This is a genomic window from Pseudomonas sp. TE3552, assembly GCF_056278945.1.
The window spans coordinates 2,032,940-2,057,582 of record NZ_JBWBQJ010000001.1 but is presented as its reverse complement, the minus strand read 5'-3'; the positions used below and the strand labels follow the sequence as shown (position 1 = coordinate 2,057,582).

The window sequence follows — 24,643 nt, the reverse complement described above, 5'->3', positions numbered from 1 at the left end:
CTCCTAACGCGCGAGTTCCAGTTTCAACCCTATCTCAAATAATGAAACGCGCCACCATGGCGTTCAAATCAACCGCCAGGCGCGACAATTCGTGGGTGGCGGCGCTGGTCTGGTTGGCCCCGGCGGCAGACTGTGTGGCCAGGTCGCGGATGTTCACCAGATTGCGGTCAACTTCACGGGACACCTGAGCCTGTTCTTCCGAGGCGCTGGCGATCACCAGGTTGCGTTCGTTGATCAGGTGAATCGATTGAGTGATCTGCTCCAGGGCGATGCCCGCCGCGCGGGCCATTTCCAGAGTACTTTGGGTGCGCTGATTGCTTTGTTGCATCGACGAAACCGCTTCGCCGGTGCCGTTCTGGATGCCGGCGACCATTTTCTCGATTTCCTGGGTCGATTGCGCGGTGCGATGGGCCAACGCCCGGACTTCGTCCGCCACCACCGCAAAACCCCGCCCGGCCTCACCGGCGCGAGCCGCTTCGATTGCAGCGTTAAGGGCCAGCAGATTGGTCTGCTCGGCAATGGCGCGGATCACGTCCAACACTTTCCCAATGTCACGACCCTGAGTGGCCAGGCCTTCGATCATCAGCGAGGTGGTTTGCACGTCGTGGGTCATGGTCTGGATCGCATCGACGGTTTCCACCACCCGATCACGACCTTCTCGGGCCGCCTGGGTCGACTGGTTCGAGGCCTCGGAAGTCGATACCGCATTGCGCGCCACTTCCTCCACCGCGGCGGTCATTTCGTTGACGGCGGTGGCGGCCTGTTCGATTTCGTTGTTCTGCTGTTGCAGGCCACGGGACGCTTCCTGGGTCACGGTGCTGAGTTCTTCAGCGGCGGCGCCCAGTTGCGTCGCGGAGCCGGCGATCTGTTCGATGGTCTTGCGCAGGTTCGCCTGCATCGTGGCCAAGGCGCCGAGCAAACGGGCCGGTTCATCGCTGCCATCGACTTCAATGACCTTGCTCAGATTGCCGCCGGCAATGGTTTCAGCCGCCAGCACCGCACGGTTCAGCGGCGTGAGGATGCTGCGGGTCAGCAGCCAGGCCAGCAGCACGGTAAGCGATGCAGCGATCACCGCCACCATCACGATACCGGTATAGGCGCTACTGTAATACTCGCCCGCTTTGACCGACGCAGCTTTGGCATCGGCGGCGTTGATCGCCACCAGTTTGTTCAACTGCTCGCCCATCTGATCGGTGCCTTCCTTGATCCGCGTGTTGATCAGGGTACGCATATCATCCAGTTTGTTCTGTTGCGACAGCTCCAGCATCTGGCTCTGGGCCTGCATGTAGTTGTCCAGGGTTGTCGAGAAAGTTTTGTACAGCGCCGCTTCTTCAGGACCGGCCGGCAAGGCGGCATAACTGGCTTGGGCGCTGCGCACCTTGTCGATGAGTACGCCGACGCGGGTCTGGGCTTCCTGCAACGCCGCCGGATCACGGTTGACCAGTACCCGGAACGAGAGAATCCGCAGACGCAGGACATTTTCCGTCACGTTGCCCAGAAACCCAATGCTGGGTAACTGCGTTGCTTCCATGTCGACAGAGGCCTGGCGGATGATTGTCATGCGGCTCACGGCAAACACACCCAGCACGATGACCAGCAAGGCTATGAAGGCGAAACCGAGGAAAGCTCGAGGCGCGATATTCAGATTACGCAGTGACATAGGATGATCTCGGTAATTGAGCGGCGAGCATCCTTGCCGTGGTCACTGTCGGGCGGGCGATGGCGCGCACCGTTCAGTTTGGCGCCACTGTTGTAATAGGTTTGTGTGCGCCTGTTAGTTGTATCGGCCGGGGTTGAGGATTTTTGCAGGGGGTTGGAGAAATATTTTTCAAGGGCGGCAGGAGTGTTTCAGTGGTGAAACACTCAAGCAATATTGTGGCTTGCATTTGTGGCGAGGGGGCTTGCCCCCGTTGGGCTGCGAAGCAGTCCTAAAATCTGCAACCTCGTTCCGCCAGGCGCACCGCAGGCACCGGATTTGCGACTGCTGCGCAGCCGAACGGGGGCAAGCCCCCTCGCCACAGTAATCTCTTGGCCACAGATTATGGTCAGGCCTTGCGGGCGGCCACCCGCCACACCCGCGCAATATCGCTGGCGCGATCACGCAACAAGCGCGGTGCCTCGGCGCAGGCTTGTTCCAGCGTCATCGGGCCGCTGGCCAAGGCAAAGGCGGCATCGATGCCATGCTCGTACAGGGCCTGATAGCCCTCGCCCAAAGTACCGGCGATGACGATGACCGGCACGCCGTGCTGCCGTGCAATGCGCGCCACGCCGAACGGTGTTTTGCCGCGCAGGGTCTGGGCATCGAAGCGACCTTCGCCGGTGATCACCAGATCGGCGCCTTTGACCGCTTCGGCCAGCCCCACCAATTCGGCCACCACTTCTACTCCAGCCTGGAACTGCGCGCCGAGAAACGCCTTGGCGGCAAACCCCAGGCCACCCGCCGCCCCGCTGCCCGGTTCGTCGCGCACGTCTTTGTCCAGGGCTTGCGCGCAGAGTTCGGCGAAGTGCCCAAGGGCATGGTCCAGTTGCTGAACTTGCGCGGGCGACGCGCCTTTCTGCGGGCCGAATATCGCTGAGGCACCGTGAGGGCCGCACAGCGGGTTATTGACGTCGGCGGCGATGTCGAAGCGCACCTTGGCCAGACGCGGATCCATGCCGCTCAAATCAAGACGGGCCAGTTGCGCCAGCGCCAGACCACCCGGTGCCAGAGGTTGGGCCTGTGCGTCCAGCAGCTTCACGCCCAAGGCCTGCATCGCCCCGGCACCGCCGTCGTTGGTGGCACTGCCGCCAATCGCCAGGATCACCCGTTGTGCTCCGGCCTCCAGCGCGGCGCGGATCAATTCTCCGGTGCCGAAGGTGCTACTGGTGCACGCATCGCGCAGGTTCGGCGGAACCAGTTGCAGGCCACTGGCCTCGGCCATTTCGATGATCGCGGTGTGGCTCTGCGGCAACCAGCCCCAGGCGGCATCGACCGTGGCACCCAGCGGCCCACGAACATGGGTACGGCGCAGTTCGCCGTCGCACGCGGCCAGAATCGACTCGACCGTACCCTCCCCGCCGTCTGCCATTGGGCATTTGAGCAATTGCGCATCCGGCCAGACTTCCGCTAGCCCAAGCGCGATGGCTTCGGCCACACCTTGTGCACTGAGACTGTCCTTGAACGAATCGGGGGCAATGACGATTTTCATGCGAATTCTCCAGTTCCAATGCGTCCATGCTGCCAGCAGGCCTGAACAATAACGCCGGTCCGCTGCACAAGCGGCCATAAGGATTATTGTTCATTCTCACAAAATCGTTCGCCGCACCTTTCGTCGTAGCAGCTGCTACGGTGCTACGGGATTGCGGTTGGGAGTTCGGTTTGGGGCAGGAGCTGGACGCCGAGGTAGAGTGCGAGCATGCCATCCAGTTTCAGTGGGTCGACGCCGCTGAGTTCGGCGATCCGCTCCATGCGATAACGCAAACTGTTACGGTGGATGCCCAAGGCATTGGCGCAGGCCTGGCTCTGGCCGTCGTGTTCGCACCAGCTGCGCAGGGTCGCCAGCAGTTGACCGTTGCCGTCCTTGGCGATGACTTTGCGCAGCGGCCGCAGCAGTTCATCCAGTGCGTCATCGTTGCGATGCCGCCAGAGCATCACCGGCAGCCGATAACGGCTCAGGGTCAGCAGGCGCGACTGCGGCAACACATCGCGTCCGTAGGCCAGCAAATCACCGACGCGCCGATAGCAGCGGCGCAACCCCGACAACCCATCGGCCTGCCCGCCCACGGCAATGCGCAAAATATTCCAGCCGAAGCCATCGAGCTTCTCCAGCAGCCGATCATTTTCGATCGCAGGCGTCACCGGTCGGCACCAGAGCAACGAAGACTTGGCCGAGCTCACGCACCAACTGTCCGGATAACGCGACATCAGCCAGGCGCTGAGCGCTTCGACGGTCTGCCCCGGGCCGTGTTCCATGCCCAATTCGAACAGGTACGGTACCCGCGTCAACTGCGGTTTGAGCCCCAGCTGCTGCGCTTCGTCCAGCAATCGCGGCGAATCCCCCGCCTCGCTGAGCAGCAGTGCCAGCAGATCGTCGCAACGCTGGCGTCGCCATTGCTGCTCGGCCTGCTGATTGCGTTGGCCCACCAACATCTCGGCGGTCATGCGCACCAGTTCGGCGTAAGTACGCAATTGCTCGGGTTCGCCGGTGATGCCCAGCACGCCAATCAAACGCTGATCGAGCAACAACGGCAGGTTAATGCCCGGCTGCACGCCTTTGAGATGAATCGCCGTTTGCGCGTCGATCTCCACCACGCGCCCGTTGGCCAGCACCAGTTGTGCGCCTTCGTGGCGGGTGTTGATGCGCTCCGGCTCGCCGCTGCCGAGAATCAGTCCCTGACTGTCCATGACGTTGACGTTGTAGGGCAGGATGGCCATCGCCCGGTCGACGATGTCCTGGGCCAGGTCGTGATCGAGTTCGAACATAGCGCGGATCCTTGAAAACGTGATGGGACGGGTTGTTCAGCCGCACAGGCGTTTGTCGCAAACCCTGTGCTCAAGCACAAAGACAACCAGCCAAGGGGTGGCCGAGACTCACTGGGCGATCAACGTTACCCTTGCGCCGCAAAAAATCATAATAAAGAGAGAGCCCGCCATGTCACAGAGCGCCACAGCTACCCTGGCCAACGCTGACGACAAAAATGCCGTCTACAAACGCATTACCCTGCGTTTGATCCCCTTCATCTTCATCTGCTACCTGTTCAACTACCTCGATCGGGTGAACGTCGGGTTTGCCAAGCTGCAGATGCTCGATGCACTGAAATTCAGCGAAACCGTGTACGGCCTCGGTGCCGGGATTTTCTTCATCGGCTACGTACTCTGTGGCGTACCGAGCAACCTGGCCCTGAACAAATTCGGCCCGCGACGCTGGATCGCGCTGATGATGATCACTTGGGGCGCACTCTCGACCTGCCTGCTGTTCGTCACCACGCCCACCGAGTTCTACACCTTGCGCCTGTTTACCGGTGCCGCCGAAGCCGGTTTTTTCCCGGGCGTGGTGCTCTATCTCTCGCAGTGGTTCCCGACGTTCCGCCGTGGCCGCATCATGGCGCTGTTCATGTCGGCGATCCCCGTGTCCGGCCTGCTCGGCAGTCCGTTTTCCGGCTGGATTCTCAACCACTTCGGCGCCGGCCAAGCCGGTTTGGCAGGCTGGCAGTGGATGTTCCTGCTGCAAGGCATCCCGACAGTAATCCTTGGCGCCCTCGCCTATTTCCTGCTTAGCGACAGCTACGCCAACGCCAAGTGGCTGACCCCTTACGAGCGTTCGGTGCTTGAGGCTGATCATGCGCAAGACCTGGCCAGCAAACCGAAAACCACCACCGACTCCCTGCGGGCAGTGTTCAAGAACCCGGCGATTTGGGCTTTCGGCCTGATTTATTTCTGCATTCAGAGCGGCGTCTACGCGATCAACTTCTGGCTGCCGTCGATCATCAAGAACCTGGGTTTCAGCAATAACCTGGTGATCGGTTGGCTCAGTGCGATTCCCTACCTGCTGGCGGCGCTGTTCATGTTGATGGTCGGCCGCTCGGCGGACCTGCGCAAAGAACGCCGCTGGCACTTGGTGGTGCCGATGTTGATGGGCGCGGTAGGCCTGTTGATCGCGGTGAATTTCGCTGCCAACCCGGCCATCGCCATCCTCGGTTTGACCCTCGCCACCATGGGCGCCCTCACTGGTTTGCCAATGTTCTGGCCAGTGCCGACGGCCATGCTTAGCGCGGGTGCGGCTGCAGGTGGGCTGGCGTTGATCAACTCCATGGGGCAGATGGCGGGATTCCTTAGCCCGTACCTGGTGGGTTGGGTCAAGGACAGCACCGGCTCGACCGATGCGGCGCTTTACCTGCTGGCGGGTGTGATTGTGTGCGGGAGTTTGCTGGCGTTGCGCATGACGCGGACGTTGCGGGCGTAAGGTTCAGGTTCAGCGAAAACAAAAACGGCCCTTTCGGGCCGTTTCTCATTTCGCGCATCCACGGATACTTTGTGGCGAGGGGGCTTGCCCCCGTTGGGTCGCGAAGCGGCCCCAAAACCATACTCCGCAGTTTGTCAGTTAATCCGCGTTTGCCGGATTACGACTGCTGCGCAGCCGAACGGGGGCAAGCCCCCTCGCCACAACAGCCCTCTAACCACCCGCCCCCACAGGAAACTGAGTCGATAATTCCGATTGCTCCGCGCAGCGGTTCTTGGTATTTGATTGAAGCTTTCCCACCGGTAAAAGGATTTCGTCATGAGCTATCGCACGCTGGGTCATTCGGGTTTACAGGTGTCGACCCTCACATTGGGCACGATGATGTTCGGCGAACAGACCAGCACCGAAGATTCCCTGCGAATCATCGACAAGGCCTGGGACCAGGGCATCAACTTCATCGACACCGCGGACGTGTACACCAACGGCCGCTCAGAAGAGATCGTCGGCGAAGCGATTGCCGGCAACCGCCACGAATGGGTGCTGGCGACCAAGGTCGGCTTCGGCCCGGTCGACGGTGTGCCGAACCGCAGCGGGCTGAGTCGCAAGCATATTTTCAACGGCATCGACGCCAGCCTGACGCGGTTGGGCACCGATTATCTGGACATCTATTACCTGCACCGCGAAGACCACAACACGCCGCTGGAAGTCACGGTGTCGGCCATTGGTGATTTGATCCGCCAGGGCAAGATCCGCTACTGGGGTTTGTCGAACTACCGTGGCTGGCGCATCGCTGAAGTGATTCGTGTGGCCGATAAGCTGGGTGTCGACAGGCCTGTCATCAGCCAGCCGCTGTACAACATCGTCAACCGTCAGGTGGAAACCGAGCAGATCACCGCCGCGCAAAACTATGGCCTCGGCGTGGTGCCGTACAGTCCGCTGGCGCGCGGTGTGCTCAGCGGCAAGTACGCGCCGGACGTGACACCCGACGCCAACAGCCGCGCCGGCCGCCAGGACAAACGCATCCTGGAAACCGAATGGCGGGTCGAGTCTTTGCGCATAGCCCAGCAGATCCAGCAATACACCGAGGGCCGTGGCGTGGGCATCGTCGAGTTCGCCATCGCCTGGGTACTGAACAACAGCGCCGTCACCTCGGCCATCGTCGGCCCGCGCACCGAAGAACAGTGGGACGCGTACACCAAGGCGCAGACGGTGAAGATCACGGCTGAGGACGAAGCGTTTATCGATTCGCTGGTGACACCGGGGCACGCCTCGACGCCGGGGTTCAATGACGTGAGCCACTTCGTGCCAGGGCGTAAACCGCGTACCGCTTGATATTTATCGCAGGCAAGCCATTTCCCACAGGGTTTTGTGTCGTTCACAAACTCCGTCGGCAATCACGGTCACTGTGGGAGCGGGCTTGCCCGCGATGGCGGTGGGTCAGTCATCCGGGATGTTGGAGAGCCAGGATGTTGTAAATATTGATCACTCGGCCAATATTCAACACAAAAACCACGTATCCTGCGCGCCCCGTTTGACCTTCAACCCGCGAGGACAGTTTGTCTAAAGGTATCGCTCTATCGGTTACAGCCTCGATGCTGTTTGCCGTCATGTATTACTACACCTCGCTGCTCTCCCCCTTGAGCGGCGTAGAGATCTTCGGTTGGCGGATGCTGCTGACCGCGCCGTGCATGACTGTGTTCATGGTGATGTCCGGTGAATGGAAGCGTGTGGTCGAGATTGTTCGCAGGCTGATCAGCAAGCCGAAGTTGCTTGTCGGCCTGATGGCTTCTGCGACGCTGCTGGGCCTGCAACTCTGGTTGTTCATGTGGGCGCCGCTCAACGGCTATAGCCTCGACGTGTCGCTGGGGTATTTCCTGTTGCCGCTGTCGATGGTCCTGACCGGACGAATCGCCTATGGCGAACGTCTTTCCTACCTGCAGAAAATAGCCGTGTTCTTCGCCACCCTTGGCGTGCTCAACGAGCTGTATCAGGTCGGCGGTTTTTCCTGGGCAACCTTGCTGGTGGTGATCGGTTATCCGATCTATTTCATCCTGCGCAAGCGCCTGGCCACGGACAACCTTGGCGGTTTATGGCTGGACATGGCCTTGATGCTGCCGGTGGCGCTCTGGTTCGTGCAGGGAGGTGAGCAAGGTTTTGGCGTCTTCGACCAACATCCGTGGCTGTCACTGCTGATCCCGCTGCTCGGTGTGATTAGCGCTTCGGCGCTGGTGGTCTACATCATTGCCAGCCGACTGCTGCCGTTCAGCCTGTTCGGGCTGTTGAGTTACGTCGAGCCGGTGCTGTTACTCGGCGTCGCGTTATTGTTGGGGGAAAGCATCAAGGCCGGCGAATGGCTGACCTACATTCCGATCTGGTTGGCGGTGGTGGTGTTGGTGTTTGAAGGGTTCAAGCATCTGGTTCGGCAACGACGCGGGCCGATGTAATTGTAGGAGCGAATCTTGCCCGCGAAGCTTTTAGCGTCTTCAAGGTCCCCTTCGCGGGCAAGCCTCGCTCAACGGTTTTGCATGATCCAAAAAAAGCCCGGCCTGCATTGCTGCTGACCGGGCTTTTTCATGCCTGAAACGGGTTAATCGGTGGAGAGCACACCCCGACGAACCTGGTCACGCTCGATGGATTCGAACAGCGCCTTGAAGTTGCCTTCACCGAAGCCATCGTCGCCTTTACGCTGGATAAATTCGAAGAACACCGGGCCCATCAGGGTTTCCGAGAAAATCTGCAACAGCAGACGTTTGTCACCCGGCTCGGACGAACCGTCAAGCAAAATGCCCCGTGCTTGCAGTTGATCGACCGGCTCGCCGTGGTTCGGCAAACGGCCTTCGAGCATTTCGTAGTAGGTGTCTGGCGGCGGCGTCATGAAGCGCATGCCGATTTTCTTCAGGCGATCCCAGGTGTCGATCAGGTTATCGGTGAGGAACGCCACGTGCTGGATGCCCTCGCCGTTGAACTGCATCAGGAACTCTTCGATCTGCCCGGCGCCCTTGGACGACTCTTCGTTCAGCGGGATGCGGATCATGCCATCCGGCGCGGTCATGGCTTTGGAGGTCAGGCCGGTGTATTCGCCCTTGATGTCGAAGTAGCGGATTTCTCGGAAGTTGAACAGTTTCTCGTAGAAGTTGGCCCAGTACGCCATGCGACCGCGATACACGTTGTGGGTCAGGTGATCGATGATCTTCAGGCCGGCGCCGACCGGGTTGCGATCCACACCTTCGATGAACACGAAGTCGATGTCGTAGATCGAGCTGCCTTCGCCGAAACGGTCGATCAGGTACAGCGGCGCGCCGCCGATGCCTTTGATCGCCGGCAGGTGCAGCTCCATCGGGCCGGTTTCGATGTGGATCGGCTGGGCGCCGAGTTCCAACGCGCGCTTGTAGGCCTTTTGCGAATCCTTGACCCGGAATGCCATGCCGCATACCGACGGACCGTGCTCGGCCGCGAAGTACGATGCCACGCTGTGGGGTTCGTTGTTGAGGATCAGGTTGATCTGGCCCTGGCGATACAGGTGCACGTCTTTGGAACGGTGGGTCGCGACCTTGGTGAAGCCCATGATCTCGAAGATCGGTTCCAGGGTATTGGGGGTCGGTGATGCGAATTCGATGAATTCAAAGCCCATCAGGCCCATTGGGTTTTCGTATAAATCTGCCATTTTGGCGCCTCATCATTTTTATCAATTAACGAATGTTAGTTGCTAGCAATGCTGAGACTGGCGGGTGGCGCGCAGGAGATGCCCCGCACGCTGCGGGCGAGGAAGTCACCGTAGATCAATTGAAACCCAAATATTTTCATTGTCGACCCAAGGCTCTTGCGGGCGATGCTTCTGCTGCCAGAAGACGATTATTCTTATATGCGTAAACCGATTCTACACAGCGTAAATCAGTTTGTCCGCCTTCTTATAAAATCCCCCTTTTTGCGGCCTGCGCAAGCGGTTTGTTGCACAGAAAAATCCCCATCAGGATCAGCCCGCCGCCCAGGCATATCGCCAAGGTCAATTGTTCGCCCAGCAACAATGCGCCAAGGAGTACAGCGGTCAGCGGATTCAAGGCAATGAACACGCCTGAACGCGTCGCACCGATTTTGCGGATACCGTCGTAATAACCAATGTAGGCCAATGCCGAGCCCAGCACGCCCAGGTACATCAGGCTCAGCCATTGTTGCGTGCCGAGTTCGGCGAGCGCCGCGACGCTTAATTCACCCCGCACGGCAGTGGTCACCCAGAGCATCAGCGTGCCCAGCAGAATCGAATACGTCACCGTCTGCACCGGCCCTAGTGTCTGATTCAGGCCTTTGGAGAACAGCGAGTAAATACCCCAGCCGAGCACACAGCCCAGGATCAACAAATCACCGATCCAGGCATCGGCATTACCGGCCAGTAACTGCGGATTGCGACTGACGATCACCAGACTGGCTCCGGCAATGCAGATCGCGATACCGGCCACTTTCGCCCGACTCAGTCGCTCCTTGAACAGCAGCCACGACGCCACGCCGATCACCGCCGGGTTCAACGCCACGATCAATGACGCCCGTGATGCGTTGATGTAGTGCAGCCCGTAAAAGAAGCACAGGTTGTAGAAAAAGATCCCGAAAAAACCCAGCAACGCCAACTGCAGCCATTGCCGAGCGCTCGGCCATACCAAAGGCACACGCGCCAGCAGCACAAACAGCGACAACGCCACGCTCGCCAGCAAAAACCGCAGGCTCGCGGCCAATAATGGACTGAGGCTGTCGGCCAAAAATCGCCCGGCGACAAATGTCCCTCCCCAGATCATGGTGACGGCGGCAAGCTTCAGATAAACCGGCACATCCGAAGAGCTCGCAAGGGTGTGTTCACACGTAGTCATAAGTCTCCACCATCAGTAATCGTGCACATGGCGTATCATTCGACTAATGCCCGATCATCGTAAAATGAGTAAATGCTCATGACTCTGACGCAACTTGAGATTTTCTCGCTGGTGGCCGAACTGCGTGGCTTCACAGCGGCAGCCCATCGTTTGGAGATTTCCCAATCCGCGGTTTCCCACGCGCTCAAGTCGCTGGAGCAGGAACTGGGCGTCGAACTGCTGCGCCGGCATCAGTCCCAGGTCGAGCTGAGTGACATCGGCCAGCAACTATTACTGCGTGCTCGGGCGATGCTCGGGCTGGCCAACACCCTGCGCCAGGAAGCGGCCGATGCCCGCGGGATGAAACGCGGCACCTTGCGCATCGGCTCGTTCGGCCCGACCTCGTCGATCAAATTGCTGCCGAGGATCTTGCAGCATTACCGCGCCGCACACCCCGGCATCGAGGTTCACATTGACGAAGGTCCGGACCGCCAGGTGATCCAGTGGCTCGAAGAGCGACGTATCGATATCGGCTTCGTGGTGTTACCCCAGGAACGTTTCGACACGGTTGCATTAATCGAAGACCAGATGGTCGCGCTGCTGCCGGCCAGTCACCCGCTGGCCACTCGCCACAGCCTCAGTTTGAGCGATTTATGTCATGACCCTTTTGTGCTGACCGAAGCCGGGTCTTCGGAACTGGTGACGCGCTTGTTCAATGCCGCGCGGTTGACGCCGAACATTCGCTATCGCTGCTCGCAGTTGCTCAGCACGCTGGACACCGTAGCCCGTGGCGATGCCCTGACCGTCGTCGCCGAAGGCTCGTTGCCTGACGACAACGATCGTCGCTACGTGAAAAAACCGCTGTCACCCCCGATCAGCCGCCAAGTCGGCCTGGCGGTGCTCGATCGGCGTCAGGCATCGCCTGCGACGCTGGCTTTTATCAAACTGGCCTCAAGCCTGAATGCTTGTTGAGCGGCATAAGCGCCGACGGCCAACTATCATGGCTGAACTCTTCTGGGAGGCGTGTTGTGCCAGCCTTTGAGAGCCCTCTTTTATCGCGATGGATTTGCGAATGCCTCTGAACGTCAAAAGCCGCCGTAAGCGTGGCACCCGGGTCGTTGTGACTGTTCTGAGCGGGCTACTCCCGGTTTTGCTGGGGTTCGCCATTCTCTATCTTCAGGCTGAACGTACCCTCAAGCAAAGTACTGAACTGACTGGCAAAGAAGCCATTCGCCAATTCGAGTTGATGCTCGACAACACCGCCCAAGCGGCGCAAGAGCTATTGCCGCTGGCCGGCCAAAACTGCAACGACGTCAAACTGGCCCTGCGTGAACAAGTCACCCGCCGACCGTTCGTGCGCTCGACCAACCTTGTATGGAACGACAACCTCTATTGCAGTTCGTTGTTCGGTGACTATCAGGAGCAGGTCAATCCCGGCAATTACACCCAAGGCAAATTGTGGCTCATGAGTGGCAACCCGGTGACGCCCAATACCGCGTTGCTGGTATATCGGCTCAGCGAAGGAAATCAGGGCGCGCTGACCACGCTGGACGGTTATCACTTGAGCAACGTGCTGCGGCTGATCGGCCGCAAGACATTGCTGTGGCTGCAAGTCGGACCGCACTGGCTGTCGGCCGACGGCAAGGTCCACAACGACGCCCCGCCCGCCTCGCCCGTGGCGCCAAGCACGCTGACGTCGCCGCGTTATGCTTTTACAGTGACCGCCGCTTTCCCTGTGGGAGAAACCTGGCGTTACATGCGCAGTGAGTACCCGCCGCTGTTCAGTCTGCTGATGTTCTTCGGTGTGGTATCAGGCTCGATCGGGCATGTTTTGCAGAAACGCTCGATGTCGCCCAGCCGTGAAATGCAGCGTGCACTGGAGGCAGGAGAGTTCATTGCGTATTTTCAACCCGTGGTGCATGGCGCCAATAAGCAGTGGTCTGGCGCTGAAGTACTGATGCGCTGGATACATCCCCGGGAAGGCCTGGTACGCCCTGATCTGTTCATCCCGTTTGCTGAACATTCCGGGTTGATCGTGCCAATGACCCGCTCATTGATGCAACAGACCGCGGCGTTGCTGGCCCCTCTATCGGCATCGTTCAAGGAGCCGTTTCACATTGGCATCAACATCACTGCCAGCCACTGTCGAGACCTTGAACTGGTCGAGGATTGCCGTGAGTTCCTCGGTGCTTTCGCGTCGGGCAGCATCAACCTGATACTGGAGTTGACCGAACGCGAACTCATCGAGCCGACAGCCATCACCCTGCAATTGTTCGAACAGCTTCGCGGGTTAGGCGTGATGATTGCTATCGATGACTTTGGCACCGGCCACTCAAGCCTGGGTTATTTGCGTCAGTTCAATGTGGACTTCCTGAAAATCGACCAGAGTTTTGTCGCCATGATCGGCGTCGACGCCCTCTCTCGACACATTCTGGACAGCATCATCGAACTCTCGGCCAAACTCGATCTGGGCATTGTCGCCGAAGGCGTGGAAACCAGGGAGCAAAGTGACTATCTGACGGCCCACGGGGTGAACTTCCTGCAAGGTTATCTGTTCGGCCGGCCGATGCCTGGTGCCGAATTCATTAGAGCATTAAGTGATCATTAACTAACCACTTTAAGCCTCAAGATCACGATGATACGCACCAAATTGAATCAAAAGACTACTCTTGTTACATGAAGAAAAAGTCAGGATTTACTCTTGGCCAATTAACTACTACAATTTTTCATGCCTGTGCAGAATTGGCAGGTGAGCCATTAATCACCGAGTCGCTTCAAGGCTCTTGGCTTATAGCTTTGTTTGCGGTTGGTATCAGCCAAACACACTATTGGAGTAAAGATATTGTCCAGACTCGCTGAATTCCGTGCAGCTGAAAAGGCCCTTCAGGAACAGCTCAAGCAGTTGGAATCGCTGAAGAACGATGCCGGGCTCAAGAAAGAAATCGAATTCGAAGAAAAGCTCCAGGGGCTGATGAAAACCTACGGCAAGAGCTTGCGCGACATCATCGCCATCCTCGATCCGAACCCGACCAAATCCGGCCTGCAGCAGGCAACTGCGCCTAAAACCCGCCGCGCTCGCGTGGTCAAGGTTTATCAGAACCCGCACACCGGTGAACTGATTGAAACCAAGGGTGGCAACCACCGCGGCCTGAAAGCCTGGAAGGAACAATACGGTGCGGCCACCGTTGATTCCTGGCTGCGTGGCTAAGCACTCGCGGTAATAAAAAAGCCCTGCTAAATGCAGGGCTTTTTCATGGGTGATCTCTAAATGTAACGATAGCCGCCGATCAACTCGCTAATTGTGGACTTACTTTGTGCTTAATCCGTTTGGCTATCTAAAAATGCATGAGCCAGAAACCTTAAACTAAAGTTTCAAGCTGTTTCGAGCTGCGGTTATGTCGTCCTGACTTGCCTTATAAACCTCGGCCTGCCCCGCGTAGGAAAGAACATAGGCCTTATCGGCGTCCACCGCAGCAACCAATGTTTGAGACAGCACATGTCGGCCGTTCTGGGTAATCGTGCAGGTAGTTTCCAGCGCCGATAGCCGGCTCAAGGTAGCCGGGTGAATCCTGGTGCAAACGCTCTGATATCCGCTCTGGAAAAAGTCCTTCTGCACCGACTTGCGCATTTCCAGCAACACACCCTCCAGGTTCACCTGGTGACCACTTTCCACTTGAGTCATGGTCAACTCCATCACCATTACCGGTGTACCGTCCTGGTCATTTTTTACTGCGCGCTGCCGGGAAACCTGTGGCTTGGCCTCATCTTGCGGAACGCTTTCGACTGTCCATCCGTTTGGCCAGGTTACGACCGGAACTTCTGCATGAGCACTGGTAACACCTGAAAGCAGACACATCAGGACGAACATCGATTGACAGGATCGGATCATTGCAATGAACACTCACGAATTGAGGCGCAAAGTCTGAGCCTCACCGGACAGTCAGGCAAGCCTGCGGTTTTGGTTTGGCGATGCCAGAGCCCTTGCGTATCATTGTCACCATTCTTGGATTTTCCGGAGGGCCCCATGAGCCTGCACGAACTCGATACATTTCCTGGCGTGACCGCCCAACCCGACACCGCCACCCAAAAGTTCGTCTTCAACCACACCATGCTGCGGGTCAAGGACATCACCAAGTCGCTGGATTTCTACACCCGCGTCCTGGGTTTCTCGCTGGTGGAGAAACGCGATTTCCCGGAAGCCGAGTTCAGCCTGTATTTCCTGGCGCTGGTCGATAAAAACCAGATCCCGGCCGATGCCGCTTCTCGCACTGAGTGGATGAAGTCGATCCCCGGCATTCTCGAACTGACCCACAACCACGGCACCGAGAACGACGCGGATTTCGCCTACCACAACGGCAACACCGACCCGCGCGGTTTCGGCCATATCTGCATTTCGGTGCCGGACATCCGCGCCGCCTGTGAACGCTTTGAAGCGCTGGGCTGTGATTTCCAGAAGCGCCTGAACGACGGCCGCATGAAGAGCCTGGCGTTCATCAAGGACCCGGATGGTTACTGGGTCGAGATCATTCAGCCAGCACCGCTGTAAAAAGCGCCGCAGATTCCCAATGTGGGAGACACAAAAAACCCCATGATCACTCATGGGGTTTTGTGTTTTCAGCGCCTGCGTTTATGCCGGGGCCGAGGTGCGGATCAGGTGATCGAATGCGCTAAGGGAAGCCTTGGCACCCTCGCCCACCGCGATCACGATTTGCTTGTACGGGACGGTGGTCACGTCACCGGCCGCGAACACACCAGGTATCGACGTCTCACCGCGAGCATCGACGATGATCTCGCCGCGTGGCGACAATTCAATGGTGCCTTTGAGCCAATCGGTATTGGGCAACAGACCGATCTGCACGAAGATCCCTTCCAGTTCGACAGTGCGCAACTCGTCCGACTGACGATCCTTGTAGCGCAGGCCGTTGACCTTCTGGCCGTCTCCGGTCACCTCAGTGGTTTGCGCACTGGTGATCACGGTAACGTTCGGCAGGCTGTGCAACTTGCGCTGCAACACCGCATCGGCACGCAGCTGTACATCGAACTCCAGCAGGGTCACGTGGGAGACGATACCGGCCAGGTCGATGGCTGCTTCGACGCCGGAGTTACCGCCACCGATCACCGCCACACGCTTGCCTTTGAACAGCGGACCGTCACAGTGCGGGCAGTACGCCACGCCCTTGTTGCGGTATTGCTGCTCACCCGGAACGTTCATTTCACGCCACCGGGCACCGGTCGCCAAAATCACGGTTTTGGCCTTCAAAGAAGCGCCGCTGGCGAAATGGATTTCGTGCAGCTCGCCATTTTTGCCCGGCACCAGCTTGTCGGCGCGTTGCAGGTTCATGATGTCCACGTCGTACTGCTTGACGTGCTCTTCCAGCGCCACGGCCAGTTTCGGCCCTTCGGTTTCCTGTACGGAGATGAAGTTCTCGATGGCCATGGTGTCGAGCACCTGGCCACCAAAACGCTCCGCCGCCACGCCGGTGCGAATGCCTTTACGAGCCGCGTAGATCGCCGCCGAAGCACCGGCCGGGCCACCGCCGACGACCAGCACGTCAAAGGCTTGTTTGGCGCTGATCTTCTCGGCCTGACGCTCGATGCCACTGGTGTCGATCTTGGCGAGGATTTCTTCCAGGCCCATGCGGCCCTGGCCGAAGTTCACACCGTTCAGGTAAATGCTTGGCACGGCCATGATCTGACGTTCGTCAACTTCAGCCTGGAACAACGCACCGTCGATGGCGACGTGACGAATGTTCGGATTCAGCACAGCCATCAGGTTCAACGCCTGGACCACGTCCGGGCAGTTCTGGCAGGACAGCGAGAAATACGTCTCGAAGTTGAACTCGCCCTTGAGCGAGCGGATCTGTTCGATCACTTCGGCACTGGCTTTCGATGGGTGGCCGCCGACTTGCAGCAAGGCCAGCACCAGGGATGTGAATTCGTGGCCCATCGGGATGCCGGCGAAACGCAGGCTGATATCGGCTCCCGGGCGGTTGATCGAGAACGATGGCTTGCGTGCATCGTCACCGTTGTCGAGCAAAGTAATCTGGGTGGAAAGACTGGCAACATCTTTCAGGAGTGCGAGCATTTCCTGGGATTTCGCACCGTCGTCGAGGGAGGCAACGATCTCGATCGGCTGGGTGACCCGTTCCAGGTACGATTTCAACTGGGCTTTAAGATTGGCGTCCAACATACGGGCGATTTCCATGTATTTGATAAAAAGAAGTCGAAAAAAAACGCCCGAGCGAATCTCGCCCGGGCGTTTTTTAAGGGCGGTGCAGCTTACTTAAGAGGTGCGGAGTTCCGCCCTGGTGAAGCGCGTCACAGACTTAGATCTTGCCGACCAGGTCCAGGGACGGAGCCAGAGTGGCCTCGCCTTCTTTCCACTTGGCTGGGCAAACCTGGCCTGGGTGAGCAGCGACGTACTGGGCAGCCTTGATTTTGCGCAGCAGCTCGGATGCGTCACGACCTACACCACCGTCGTTCAGCTCGACGATTTTGATCTGGCCTTCAGGGTTGATCACGAAAGTGCCACGGTCTGCCAGGCCAGCATCTTCAATCAGCACGTCGAAGTTGCGGGAGATGACATGAGTCGGGTCGCCGATCATGGTGTACTGGATTTTGCCGATGGCTGGCGAAGTGTTGTGCCAGGCCGCGTGGGCAAAGTGGGTATCGGTGGAAACGCTGTAGATCTCGACGCCCAGTTTCTCGAACTCGGCGTAGTTGTCAGCCAGGTCTTCCAGTTCGGTCGGGCAAACGAAAGTGAAGTCGGCTGGGTAGAAGAACACGACAGACCACTTGCCTTTCAGGTCAGCGTCCGACACTTGTACGAAGTCGCCATTTTTGTAGGCGGTAGCTTTGAACGGTTTAACTTGGCTGTTGATGATAGGCATCGTTGACTCTCCGTCAGGGGTTAAGAAGTTGATGAGGTGAATCCTACCCAGTCGATCGCCGGTTGGCTCATTGGCAAACCTGATGTTGCTGATTGGTTTTCGCTATTAGCCGACAGTATTAATAGAAGAAAACGTGATCTACAGCGTCAATGGCTTTTCAGCGATGCGGGTCATCCCGAGAAACGGGCTGGATTCAACATAGCGCATGGCGGACTTCATATCCTTCCAGCCCACGTAACTCATCAACGACTTCAAATCCCAACCGCTCTGATGGGCCCAGGTGGCAAAGCCACGACGCAAGGAGTGACTGGTGTAATGCTCGGCCGCAATGCCGGCGCGCTCCAGTGCCTGGCGCAACAACGGGATCACGCTATTGGCGTGCAAGCCCTCCTCGCTCAAATGGCCCCAACGGTCGATACCCCGAAACACTGGCCCGCGGACCAATGCGGCTTCGGTGATCCATTGGATGTAGGCCTGAACCGGACACAGGCGCTGCAAGGCCGGTGTCTGGTACGTCTGGCCGAGATTCTCGCGATCGCTCTTGCTGCGTGGCAGATAGAGGGTGATGCCTGAGCCGGCGCTGGCCTGCACGTGCTCAATCTGCACGCGACACAATTCATCACTACGAAAACCACGCCAGAAGCCGAGCAGAATCAAGGCCAAGTCGCGTCGGGCCCTCAGTAAACCCGGTTGGTCGCCCTGAGCCTTGGCGGTTTGCGCTTCCTGTTCCAGCCAGGCAACCACTTGTTCCAGATGTTGCAACTGCAACGGCTCGGCCTGTTTTTCCTGCGCCGGGTGCAGCGCGCGAATGCCCTTGAAGACTTTGCGCACCACGGGCGCCTTGGTGGGATCGGCAAAACCCTGGCTGTTATGCCACTGCGCCAGCGCGGACAAGCGCAACTTCAAGGTGTTGATCGACAGCACACCCGCATGCGCGACCAGATACCGCGCCACGCTGTCGCTGGTCGCCGGCAGAAACCCGCCCCAACTGACTTCGAAGTGCTCGATGGCTGCCCGATAGCTGCGACGGGTGTTGTCGCGGGTGGCAGCTTGTAGATAGCGGTCCAGTTCAGTCATGGGCTCAGTTCTCGAAAACGTACCGTATTGGCGATTGAAAACCCGGTCTACAGCTGATCACACGGGGTAATACCAGTATATCCCGCATGATATATAGCGGGTTTTTAACTTTTTTCGTAACATGGTACATTATGCATATTAGTGGTACGTACCACAGTATCAAATCGTAGGAGAACACATGGCACGTGGCGGCGTAAACAAAGCACTGGTGCAAGCGGCACGCTCGGCAATCCTCGCCCGCGGCGAACACCCGAGCATCGACGCAGTACGGATCGAGATGGGCAATACCGGCTCGAAAACCACGATCCATCGTTACCTGAAGGAGCTCGATGACGGCACCGAACCCGCGCAAGCACCTTCCGAGCCTATCGATGATGAGCTGACAGGCTTGGTGTCGCGGCTGGCGCAACGCCTGAAAGAACAGGCGCAAGAGCCCATCGACCAGGCACGCGCGCAGTTCGAGCAACAACGAAAAGAACTGGAAACCCAGCTACACGACGCCCGAGAAGCGAATACCGAATTGCATCAGCAATACGAAATTCAAAGCCTGGCGCTGACCCAGGAATCGGCAGAGCTGCAAGACACCCGATCCATACTGCAGACCGAGCAAACCCGTAACGCCGGGCTGAACCAGGCGCTGGCGGATTTCGAATTACGCTTACAGGACAAGGACGAGCAGATCCGCTCGCTGGAAGAAAAGCACCTGCACGCTCGCGAAGCGCTGGAGCACTACCGCAATGCCGTCAAGGACCAGCGCGAGCAGGAACAGCGACGCCATGAAGGTCAGGTGCAACAGATTCAAATGGAGTTGCGCCAGGCCCAGCAAAGCGCCCTGGTTCGCCAGGATGAAATCACCCAACTGCATCGCGACAACGAGCGCTTGCTGACCGAAAACCGTGGAACGCTGCGAGAGTTGAGCCTGCTGCAGGAACAGCTCAAGCACACCAACAGCCGACAGGATCAACTGCTGGAACAGGTCAGCCGTATCGACAGCGAACGCACCCTCCTCCAGGAACGCTTGCGCATTGCCTTGCTGGAAAGCCAGTCACTCAAGCAGAACATCGACGAACAGTCGCATATCAACAAAGCGCTGGAAGTTGAACTGATCAAGTTGCAGGCAAGCCTGGATGAAAGCGTGCGTCTGGCGGCTGTCGTTGCAACAGGGCCAGACGCATCAGCGCCGCAGAAGGACGATTAACCCGCGACTGGCGTGCGCATGGTGACGAACTCTTCGGCGGCTGTTGGATGCACGCCGATGGTTTCGTCGAAATCACGCTTGGTCGCGCCCGCCTTCAGCGCGATTGCCAGCCCCTGAACGATCTCGCCGGCCTCCGGGCCGACCATGTGACAGCCCAGGACCTTGTCGGTCTTGGCGTCCACCACCAGCTTCATCAAGGTTCGTTCCTGGCATTCGGTCAGGGTCAGTTTCATCGGCCGGAAACGACTTTCGAAGATCACCACATCGTGCCCGGCGTCTCGCGCCTCTTCTTCGGTCAGGCCGACAGTGCCGATATTCGGCAAGCTGAACACGGCGGTCGGGATCATCTTGTAATCCACCGGTCGATATTGCTCAGGCTTGAACAAACGCCGCGCCACCGCCATGCCTTCGGCCAGAGCAACCGGCGTGAGTTGCACCCGACCGATCACATCGCCAAGGGCCAGGATCGACGGTTCAGCGGTTTGATACTGCTTGTCGACCTCGACAAAGCCTTTGTCGTCGAGTTTGACGCCGGTGTTTTCCAGCCCAAGGTTATCGAGCATCGGACGCCGACCGGTGGCGTAGAACACGCAGTCCGCCTGCAGCTCGCGACCGTCCTTGAGGGTTGCCTTCAGGCTGCCATCGGCTTGCTTTTCGATGCGCTCGATGTCGGCATTGAACTGCAGGTCCATGCCGCGCTTGGTCAGCTCTTCTTGCAAATGTTTGCGCACCGAGCCGTCAAAGCCACGCAGGAACAGATCACCGCGATACAGCAGCGTAGTCTGGGCGCCCAGCCCGTGGAAAATCCCGGCAAACTCCACCGCAATGTAACCACCGCCGACCACCAGAACGCGCTTGGGCAGCTCTTTAAGGAAGAACGCCTGGTTGGAACTGATCGCATGCTCGTGCCCTGGAATCTCAGGAATCTGCGGCCAGCCACCGGTAGCAATCAAAATGTTTTTTGCGGTGTAACGCTCGCCATTGATCTCGACTTGATGCGGGTCGACGATTTTCGCGTGGCCTTCATGCAAGGTCACGCCGCTGTTGACCAGCAAATTGCGATAGACGCCATTCAGGCGATTGATCTCGCGATCCTTGTTGGCGATCAGCGTCGCCCAGTCGAACTTGGCCTCACCCGGGGTCCAGCCGAAGCCTTGCGACTGCTCGAAGTCTTCGGCGAAGTGCGCGCCGTAAACCAGCAATTTCTTCGGCACGCAGCCGACGTTCACACACGTACCGCCCAGATAACGGCTCTCAGCCACGGCGACTTTCGCACCAAAACCGGCCGCAAACCGCGCAGCCCGCACACCGCCGGAACCGGCACCAATCACATATAGGTCAAAATCGTAGGCCATTTCTATCTCCTCGGCAGGCCACCAGCATACCTGCGGGTACCCTTTGGGCAAGCATCGCAAACGATATGGGGCCGGAAAATGAAAAAGCCACCCGAAGGTGGCTTTTCAATACAAGCAGCTCAGGCGCTATCAGTAAGCCTTGCCAGTCTTGTAGAAGTTCTCGAAGCAGAAGTTGGTCGCGTCGATGTAGCCTTCGGCGCCACCGCAGTCGAAACGCTTGCCTTTGAACTTGTAGGCCATGACGCAGCCGTTTTGTGCCTGCTTCATCAGAGCGTCGGTGATCTGGATTTCGCCGCCCTTGCCTGGCTCGGTCTGTTCGATCAGGTCGAAGATGTCCGGGGTCAGGATGTAACGGCCGATGATCGCCAGATTCGACGGTGCATCTTCAGGTTTTGGCTTCTCGACCATGCTGTGAACGCGATAGATGTCGTCGCGAATCATCTCGCCGGCAATCACGCCGTACTTGTTGGTTTCTTGCGGGTCGACTTCCTGGATGGCCACGATCGAGCAGCGGAACTGCTTGTACAGCTTGACCATCTGGGTCAGTACGCCGTCGCCTTCGAGGTTGACGCACAAGTCGTCCGCCAGTACCACGGCGAAGGGTTCGTCGCCGATCAGCGGACGGCCGGTCAGAATTGCGTGGCCCAGGCCTTTCATTTCGGTCTGGCGAGTGTAGGAGAACGAGCACTCGTCGAGCAGTTTACGGATGCCGACCAGGTATTTTTCCTTGTCGGTGCCCTTGATCTGGTTTTCCAGCTCGTAGCTGATGTCGAAGTGGTCTTCCAGGGCGCGCTTGCCGCGACCGGTGACGATGGAGATTTCGGTCAACCCGGCGTCCAGTGCTTCTTCGACGCCGTACTGGATCAGTGGCTTGTTTACCACCGGCAGCATTTCTTTGGGCATGGCTTTAGTCGCTGGCAGGAAGCGAGTACCGTAACCGGCTGCTGGGAACAAGCATTTCTTGATCATATAAGTCCTTGAAAGGGCTGTGTGTACGAGTTTCGGCGCAGTCTAATCAGGCGGCGTGCACCTTACAATGCCCCGCACTGGCTAACCGACGCCATCATAGAGAAATATTCTGATGGATAGTTCCGCAGATTAATTGCACAACCTCTTATAAATAGCAGAGATCGACAGGTTTGCATGGCCATCAGCCGCAAGACAATCTGCCCTACCCTACACCCATCGGCACCCATTGCGGGCATTTGGCGCTATCATTGTGCGATTGAACCAGCCAACGAGGCAGATAGATGTCGGCAGCAAAAAGCGTCAACGGGTACCTGATCAATCAGGCAAAAGACGGCCAGTGGTGGATAGACAGCGTCGGTGGCGAGAATATTGCCGGGCCGTTTCCTACTGAAGCGTTGGCGATCGAAGTGGCATCCGTGTTGCAAGATCAACCGGCAGCCCCGAAGCGGCGTGGTAAGGACAAGCCTTGAGCTGAACCTGACATGACCGCAGCCCTGCCTTTGCGCAGGGCTTTTTTGTGATTGCCTGCAAAGAAATGGCCATTGGCTATAACCTTTCGATGCAGTCGCTGTCACAGCGCTTAGCCCCCATTACTGACGACGACCACGACATGAATAAATTTTTGCCATTGATCGCGGTACTGGCCCTGAGCGGCTGTGCCACGTCTGAAACGACTTACCTGAAAAATGGTGAGCAAGGCCTGAGCATCGACTGCTCCGGGGAAGCCAACGACTGGGCCAGCTGCTACGAAAAAGCCGATGCCTCTTGCGCTGGCACCGGCTATCGAATTGTTGGTACCGACGGCACACCTTCGACCAAGGAAAGCGACAAGACCCTGGGCGCAGACATCGGCAATTACAAGAACCGCAGTGTGGTAGTGGTCTGCAAGTAGGGCTCGCCCTGCCCTACATATGGATTTCGGCGAACTTGATCCCGAGCCCGCGCACGGTCTCGATCAAATCGTCGAGGCGGCTGAAGGACTCGACTTCATCGTTGTCATCCACCAGGAAAAAGCTGCGCCCGGCGCTTTTCTTGAAAAACACGATCCATTCCCCCGAATTCGCCGGGTTCTGAATCACGTGGGTGGCAGAGATATGACCCTCTGCATGGCGCTCCCGCACCTGCTCTCGCTTCATGCTCGACTCCAGAAATGACAATGCCGTCAAAGCGCGACTTTGACGGCATCGATGCTGACGGGAGGTAGTTTATCAGCCGGAGATGCACGCGGTGGCGGCATTGCGCACATCCCATGGGCGCAAGGGCACATTGGAGATGCGCTCATGCAGCTTGATGCTGCTGCCGCCCGAGCGGTCTTCGATGTCAAACACCGCTGCCGGCCCCGAAGAGAACTTCTGCGGCACGATAACCCGCACGCCGTCCTTATGCGGCTCGATTTGCAGGGCTCCACGGCTATCGGCCAGTTTCTCGACCAGGCATTGTGCGTACTCATGGGGCTTTTTGCCTGAAATCACGCTCATGGTGGGCAATGACTGATTGATGTCCGCGACAGTCGCGCATCCACCCATTGCCAATGCCAACGGCACGACCAGAACACCCCTCTTCATACAAAACCTCCGATAAAGACCCTCCGACAGCGCAAATGCTGTTTTTCTCCGAGGCTCGCTGCTTTTATCGCTCATAGAATTCCGAATAACTGTTTTTAATTGTCAAAGCGGACCTCGACAGCCGGATAATAACCTGTTCGGGCTGATAAACTGCGCCAATCGCCCATGCTATCGTTTTGATTTTGTAGAAAAAGCCCTTCTGGAGGCGCCTCATGAAATTTATCCACCAGCGCGAGCACCTCAACGAAGACGACATCGTCGTCATCCAGTGTTCCCAAATGTGCAACATCCGCTTGATGAACGACGCCAACTTCCGCAGTTTCAAGAATGGCGGCCGTCATACCTACCACGGTGGTGCATTCGACACCTTCCCGGCCCGGATCACCGCGCCGAGTACCGGTTTCTGGAACATCACCATCGACACGGTCAACCGCCGGCCGATCAGCGTGACCCGCAAACCGACCCTGACACACTCGATCAAGATCATCCGCCGCTCCAGCTCGAAGCTGAGCTGAGCCGGGCTCTGCGACGACCCACACGAAAACAGGCAGGAATGACCGTGGCCCAAACGACCAAGTACGTCATCAAATACAAACTCAACGGCGAACGCCGCTTCGAATTCGCCCAGCTTGAACACGGCACCGAAGAAGAAGCCAAAGCTGCACTGGACGTCATTCATGGCCAGACTGAAGACGTCATCAGCGAGATCAGTGTCAGCAAAGCGCTGTAACGCCCTGCGGAGCGACAACATGGACGTCTGCTCCCCTCGCGAATTCAACCGCAAGTGCCGGAGTGCCCACTCTGGCACCGCTCGC

26 protein-coding genes are annotated in these 24,643 nt (G+C 58.2%); 13 read left to right on the top strand and 13 right to left on the bottom strand.

All coding sequences use genetic code 11. From position 1 onward, the window contains the following. Positions 1-34: 34 nt before the first annotated feature. From ACZ9BB_RS09100 to ACZ9BB_RS09090, 3 genes are all read right to left on the bottom strand, one after another. Positions 35-1,660 carry a methyl-accepting chemotaxis protein gene (locus ACZ9BB_RS09100; RefSeq protein WP_476213468.1) on the bottom strand — a complete coding sequence of 542 codons (1,626 nt, stop codon included), beginning with the start codon at positions 1,658-1,660 and terminating at the stop codon, positions 35-37. Between the two features lie 385 nt (positions 1,661-2,045). Then, entirely contained in the window at positions 2,046-3,188 is a 1,143-nt protein-coding gene (locus tag ACZ9BB_RS09095; RefSeq protein WP_476213467.1) for a glycerate kinase, read from the bottom strand. A 143-nt stretch (positions 3,189-3,331) separates the two neighbouring features. After that, positions 3,332-4,462, bottom strand: coding sequence for a sugar diacid recognition domain-containing protein (locus ACZ9BB_RS09090; RefSeq protein ID WP_476213466.1), 1,131 nt, complete (start codon positions 4,460-4,462; stop codon positions 3,332-3,334). Between the two features lie 169 nt (positions 4,463-4,631). Here ACZ9BB_RS09090 and ACZ9BB_RS09085 point away from each other — a divergent pair, with 169 nt between their 5' ends. The 3 genes from ACZ9BB_RS09085 to rarD all read left to right on the top strand — a co-directional run bounded on the left by ACZ9BB_RS09085 (position 4,632) and on the right by rarD (position 8,383). Next, on the top strand, positions 4,632-5,942 hold the full coding sequence (locus ACZ9BB_RS09085) for an MFS transporter (RefSeq protein WP_476213465.1): 1,311 nt from the start codon (positions 4,632-4,634) through the stop codon (positions 5,940-5,942). Positions 5,943-6,257: 315 nt separating this feature from the next. Beyond that, positions 6,258-7,271, top strand: coding sequence for an aldo/keto reductase (locus ACZ9BB_RS09080; protein ID WP_476213464.1), 1,014 nt, complete (start codon positions 6,258-6,260; stop codon positions 7,269-7,271). Between the two features lie 224 nt (positions 7,272-7,495). After that, complete coding sequence (gene rarD / locus ACZ9BB_RS09075) at positions 7,496-8,383, top strand: EamA family transporter RarD (protein WP_476213463.1); 888 nt, start codon at positions 7,496-7,498, stop codon at positions 8,381-8,383. A gap of 143 nt (positions 8,384-8,526) precedes the next feature. On the opposite strand, the gene hppD is transcribed toward rarD, so the two are convergent. Both hppD and ACZ9BB_RS09065 read right to left on the bottom strand, forming a co-directional pair. After that, complete coding sequence (gene hppD, locus ACZ9BB_RS09070) at positions 8,527-9,603, bottom strand: 4-hydroxyphenylpyruvate dioxygenase (RefSeq protein ID WP_476213462.1); 1,077 nt, start codon at positions 9,601-9,603, stop codon at positions 8,527-8,529. A gap of 244 nt (positions 9,604-9,847) precedes the next feature. Beyond that, complete coding sequence (locus ACZ9BB_RS09065; RefSeq protein WP_476213461.1) at positions 9,848-10,795, bottom strand: DMT family transporter; 948 nt, start codon at positions 10,793-10,795, stop codon at positions 9,848-9,850. A gap of 78 nt (positions 10,796-10,873) precedes the next feature. Here ACZ9BB_RS09065 and ACZ9BB_RS09060 point away from each other — a divergent pair, with 78 nt between their 5' ends. From ACZ9BB_RS09060 to ACZ9BB_RS09045, 4 genes are all read left to right on the top strand, one after another. Beyond that, the gene (locus ACZ9BB_RS09060) at positions 10,874-11,746 is read left to right on the top strand and encodes a LysR family transcriptional regulator (RefSeq protein WP_476213460.1); all 873 of its coding nucleotides are present in this window, start codon (positions 10,874-10,876) and stop codon (positions 11,744-11,746) included. 100 nt (positions 11,747-11,846) lie between these two features. Beyond that, positions 11,847-13,382 (top strand): EAL domain-containing protein, encoded by a 1,536-nt coding sequence (locus ACZ9BB_RS09055; protein WP_476213459.1) that lies wholly within the window; start codon positions 11,847-11,849, stop codon positions 13,380-13,382. A gap of 68 nt (positions 13,383-13,450) precedes the next feature. After that, on the top strand, positions 13,451-13,633 hold the full coding sequence (locus tag ACZ9BB_RS09050; protein WP_476213458.1) for a hypothetical protein: 183 nt from the start codon (positions 13,451-13,453) through the stop codon (positions 13,631-13,633). After that, on the top strand, positions 13,617-13,982 hold the full coding sequence (locus ACZ9BB_RS09045; RefSeq protein WP_476213457.1) for a histone-like nucleoid-structuring protein, MvaT/MvaU family: 366 nt from the start codon (positions 13,617-13,619) through the stop codon (positions 13,980-13,982). Before ACZ9BB_RS09050 ends, ACZ9BB_RS09045 begins: the two co-directional genes overlap by 17 nt. Before the next feature lie 156 nt (positions 13,983-14,138). Here ACZ9BB_RS09045 and ACZ9BB_RS09040 read toward each other — a convergent pair whose 3' ends face one another. Then, positions 14,139-14,663 (bottom strand): DUF4946 domain-containing protein, encoded by a 525-nt coding sequence (locus tag ACZ9BB_RS09040; protein WP_476213456.1) that lies wholly within the window; start codon positions 14,661-14,663, stop codon positions 14,139-14,141. A 135-nt stretch (positions 14,664-14,798) separates the two neighbouring features. Here ACZ9BB_RS09040 and gloA point away from each other — a divergent pair, with 135 nt between their 5' ends. Beyond that, complete coding sequence (gene gloA / locus ACZ9BB_RS09035; RefSeq protein WP_476213455.1) at positions 14,799-15,320, top strand: lactoylglutathione lyase; 522 nt, start codon at positions 14,799-14,801, stop codon at positions 15,318-15,320. Positions 15,321-15,401: 81 nt separating this feature from the next. On the opposite strand, the gene ahpF is transcribed toward gloA, so the two are convergent. The 3 genes from ahpF to ACZ9BB_RS09020 all read right to left on the bottom strand — a co-directional run bounded on the left by ahpF (position 15,402) and on the right by ACZ9BB_RS09020 (position 18,741). Then, positions 15,402-16,964 (bottom strand): alkyl hydroperoxide reductase subunit F, encoded by a 1,563-nt coding sequence (gene ahpF, locus ACZ9BB_RS09030; protein ID WP_476213454.1) that lies wholly within the window; start codon positions 16,962-16,964, stop codon positions 15,402-15,404. Between the two features lie 136 nt (positions 16,965-17,100). After that, positions 17,101-17,664: an alkyl hydroperoxide reductase subunit C gene (gene ahpC / locus ACZ9BB_RS09025; protein ID WP_476213453.1), complete on the bottom strand. Its 564-nt coding sequence runs from the start codon at positions 17,662-17,664 to the stop codon at positions 17,101-17,103. Between the two features lie 138 nt (positions 17,665-17,802). Beyond that, complete coding sequence (locus ACZ9BB_RS09020; protein WP_476213452.1) at positions 17,803-18,741, bottom strand: site-specific integrase; 939 nt, start codon at positions 18,739-18,741, stop codon at positions 17,803-17,805. Positions 18,742-18,919: 178 nt separating this feature from the next. Here ACZ9BB_RS09020 and ACZ9BB_RS09015 point away from each other — a divergent pair, with 178 nt between their 5' ends. Then, positions 18,920-19,939 carry a DNA-binding protein gene (locus ACZ9BB_RS09015; RefSeq protein ID WP_476213451.1) on the top strand — a complete coding sequence of 340 codons (1,020 nt, stop codon included), beginning with the start codon at positions 18,920-18,922 and terminating at the stop codon, positions 19,937-19,939. Here ACZ9BB_RS09015 and gorA read toward each other — a convergent pair. Both gorA and galU read right to left on the bottom strand, forming a co-directional pair. Continuing rightward, complete coding sequence (gorA, locus tag ACZ9BB_RS09010; RefSeq protein WP_476213450.1) at positions 19,936-21,294, bottom strand: glutathione-disulfide reductase; 1,359 nt, start codon at positions 21,292-21,294, stop codon at positions 19,936-19,938. The two genes, ACZ9BB_RS09015 and gorA, sit on opposite strands and share 4 nt — an antisense overlap. A gap of 129 nt (positions 21,295-21,423) precedes the next feature. Then, positions 21,424-22,263, bottom strand: a complete 840-nt coding sequence (galU, locus tag ACZ9BB_RS09005; RefSeq protein ID WP_003182953.1) for a UTP--glucose-1-phosphate uridylyltransferase GalU — start codon at positions 22,261-22,263, stop codon at positions 21,424-21,426. Between the two features lie 281 nt (positions 22,264-22,544). On the opposite strand from galU, the gene ACZ9BB_RS09000 reads away from it, so the two are divergent. After that, positions 22,545-22,733 carry a hypothetical protein gene (locus tag ACZ9BB_RS09000; RefSeq protein ID WP_007935646.1) on the top strand — a complete coding sequence of 63 codons (189 nt, stop codon included), beginning with the start codon at positions 22,545-22,547 and terminating at the stop codon, positions 22,731-22,733. Positions 22,734-22,873: 140 nt separating this feature from the next. Further along, positions 22,874-23,155 carry a hypothetical protein gene (locus tag ACZ9BB_RS08995; protein WP_476213449.1) on the top strand — a complete coding sequence of 94 codons (282 nt, stop codon included), beginning with the start codon at positions 22,874-22,876 and terminating at the stop codon, positions 23,153-23,155. Between the two features lie 13 nt (positions 23,156-23,168). On the opposite strand, the gene ACZ9BB_RS08990 is transcribed toward ACZ9BB_RS08995, so the two are convergent. Further along, complete coding sequence (locus ACZ9BB_RS08990) at positions 23,169-23,399, bottom strand: hypothetical protein (protein WP_305426863.1); 231 nt, start codon at positions 23,397-23,399, stop codon at positions 23,169-23,171. 72 nt (positions 23,400-23,471) lie between these two features. Beyond that, on the bottom strand, positions 23,472-23,828 hold the full coding sequence (locus tag ACZ9BB_RS08985) for a hypothetical protein (RefSeq protein WP_476213448.1): 357 nt from the start codon (positions 23,826-23,828) through the stop codon (positions 23,472-23,474). Between the two features lie 212 nt (positions 23,829-24,040). Between ACZ9BB_RS08985 and ACZ9BB_RS08980 the strand changes: the two genes are divergently transcribed. Both ACZ9BB_RS08980 and ACZ9BB_RS08975 read left to right on the top strand, forming a co-directional pair. After that, positions 24,041-24,343, top strand: coding sequence for a DUF1883 domain-containing protein (locus ACZ9BB_RS08980; protein WP_007900033.1), 303 nt, complete (start codon positions 24,041-24,043; stop codon positions 24,341-24,343). A gap of 44 nt (positions 24,344-24,387) precedes the next feature. Beyond that, the gene (locus ACZ9BB_RS08975; RefSeq protein WP_476218450.1) at positions 24,388-24,558 is read left to right on the top strand and encodes a hypothetical protein; all 171 of its coding nucleotides are present in this window, start codon (positions 24,388-24,390) and stop codon (positions 24,556-24,558) included. Positions 24,559-24,643: the final 85 nt, after the last annotated feature.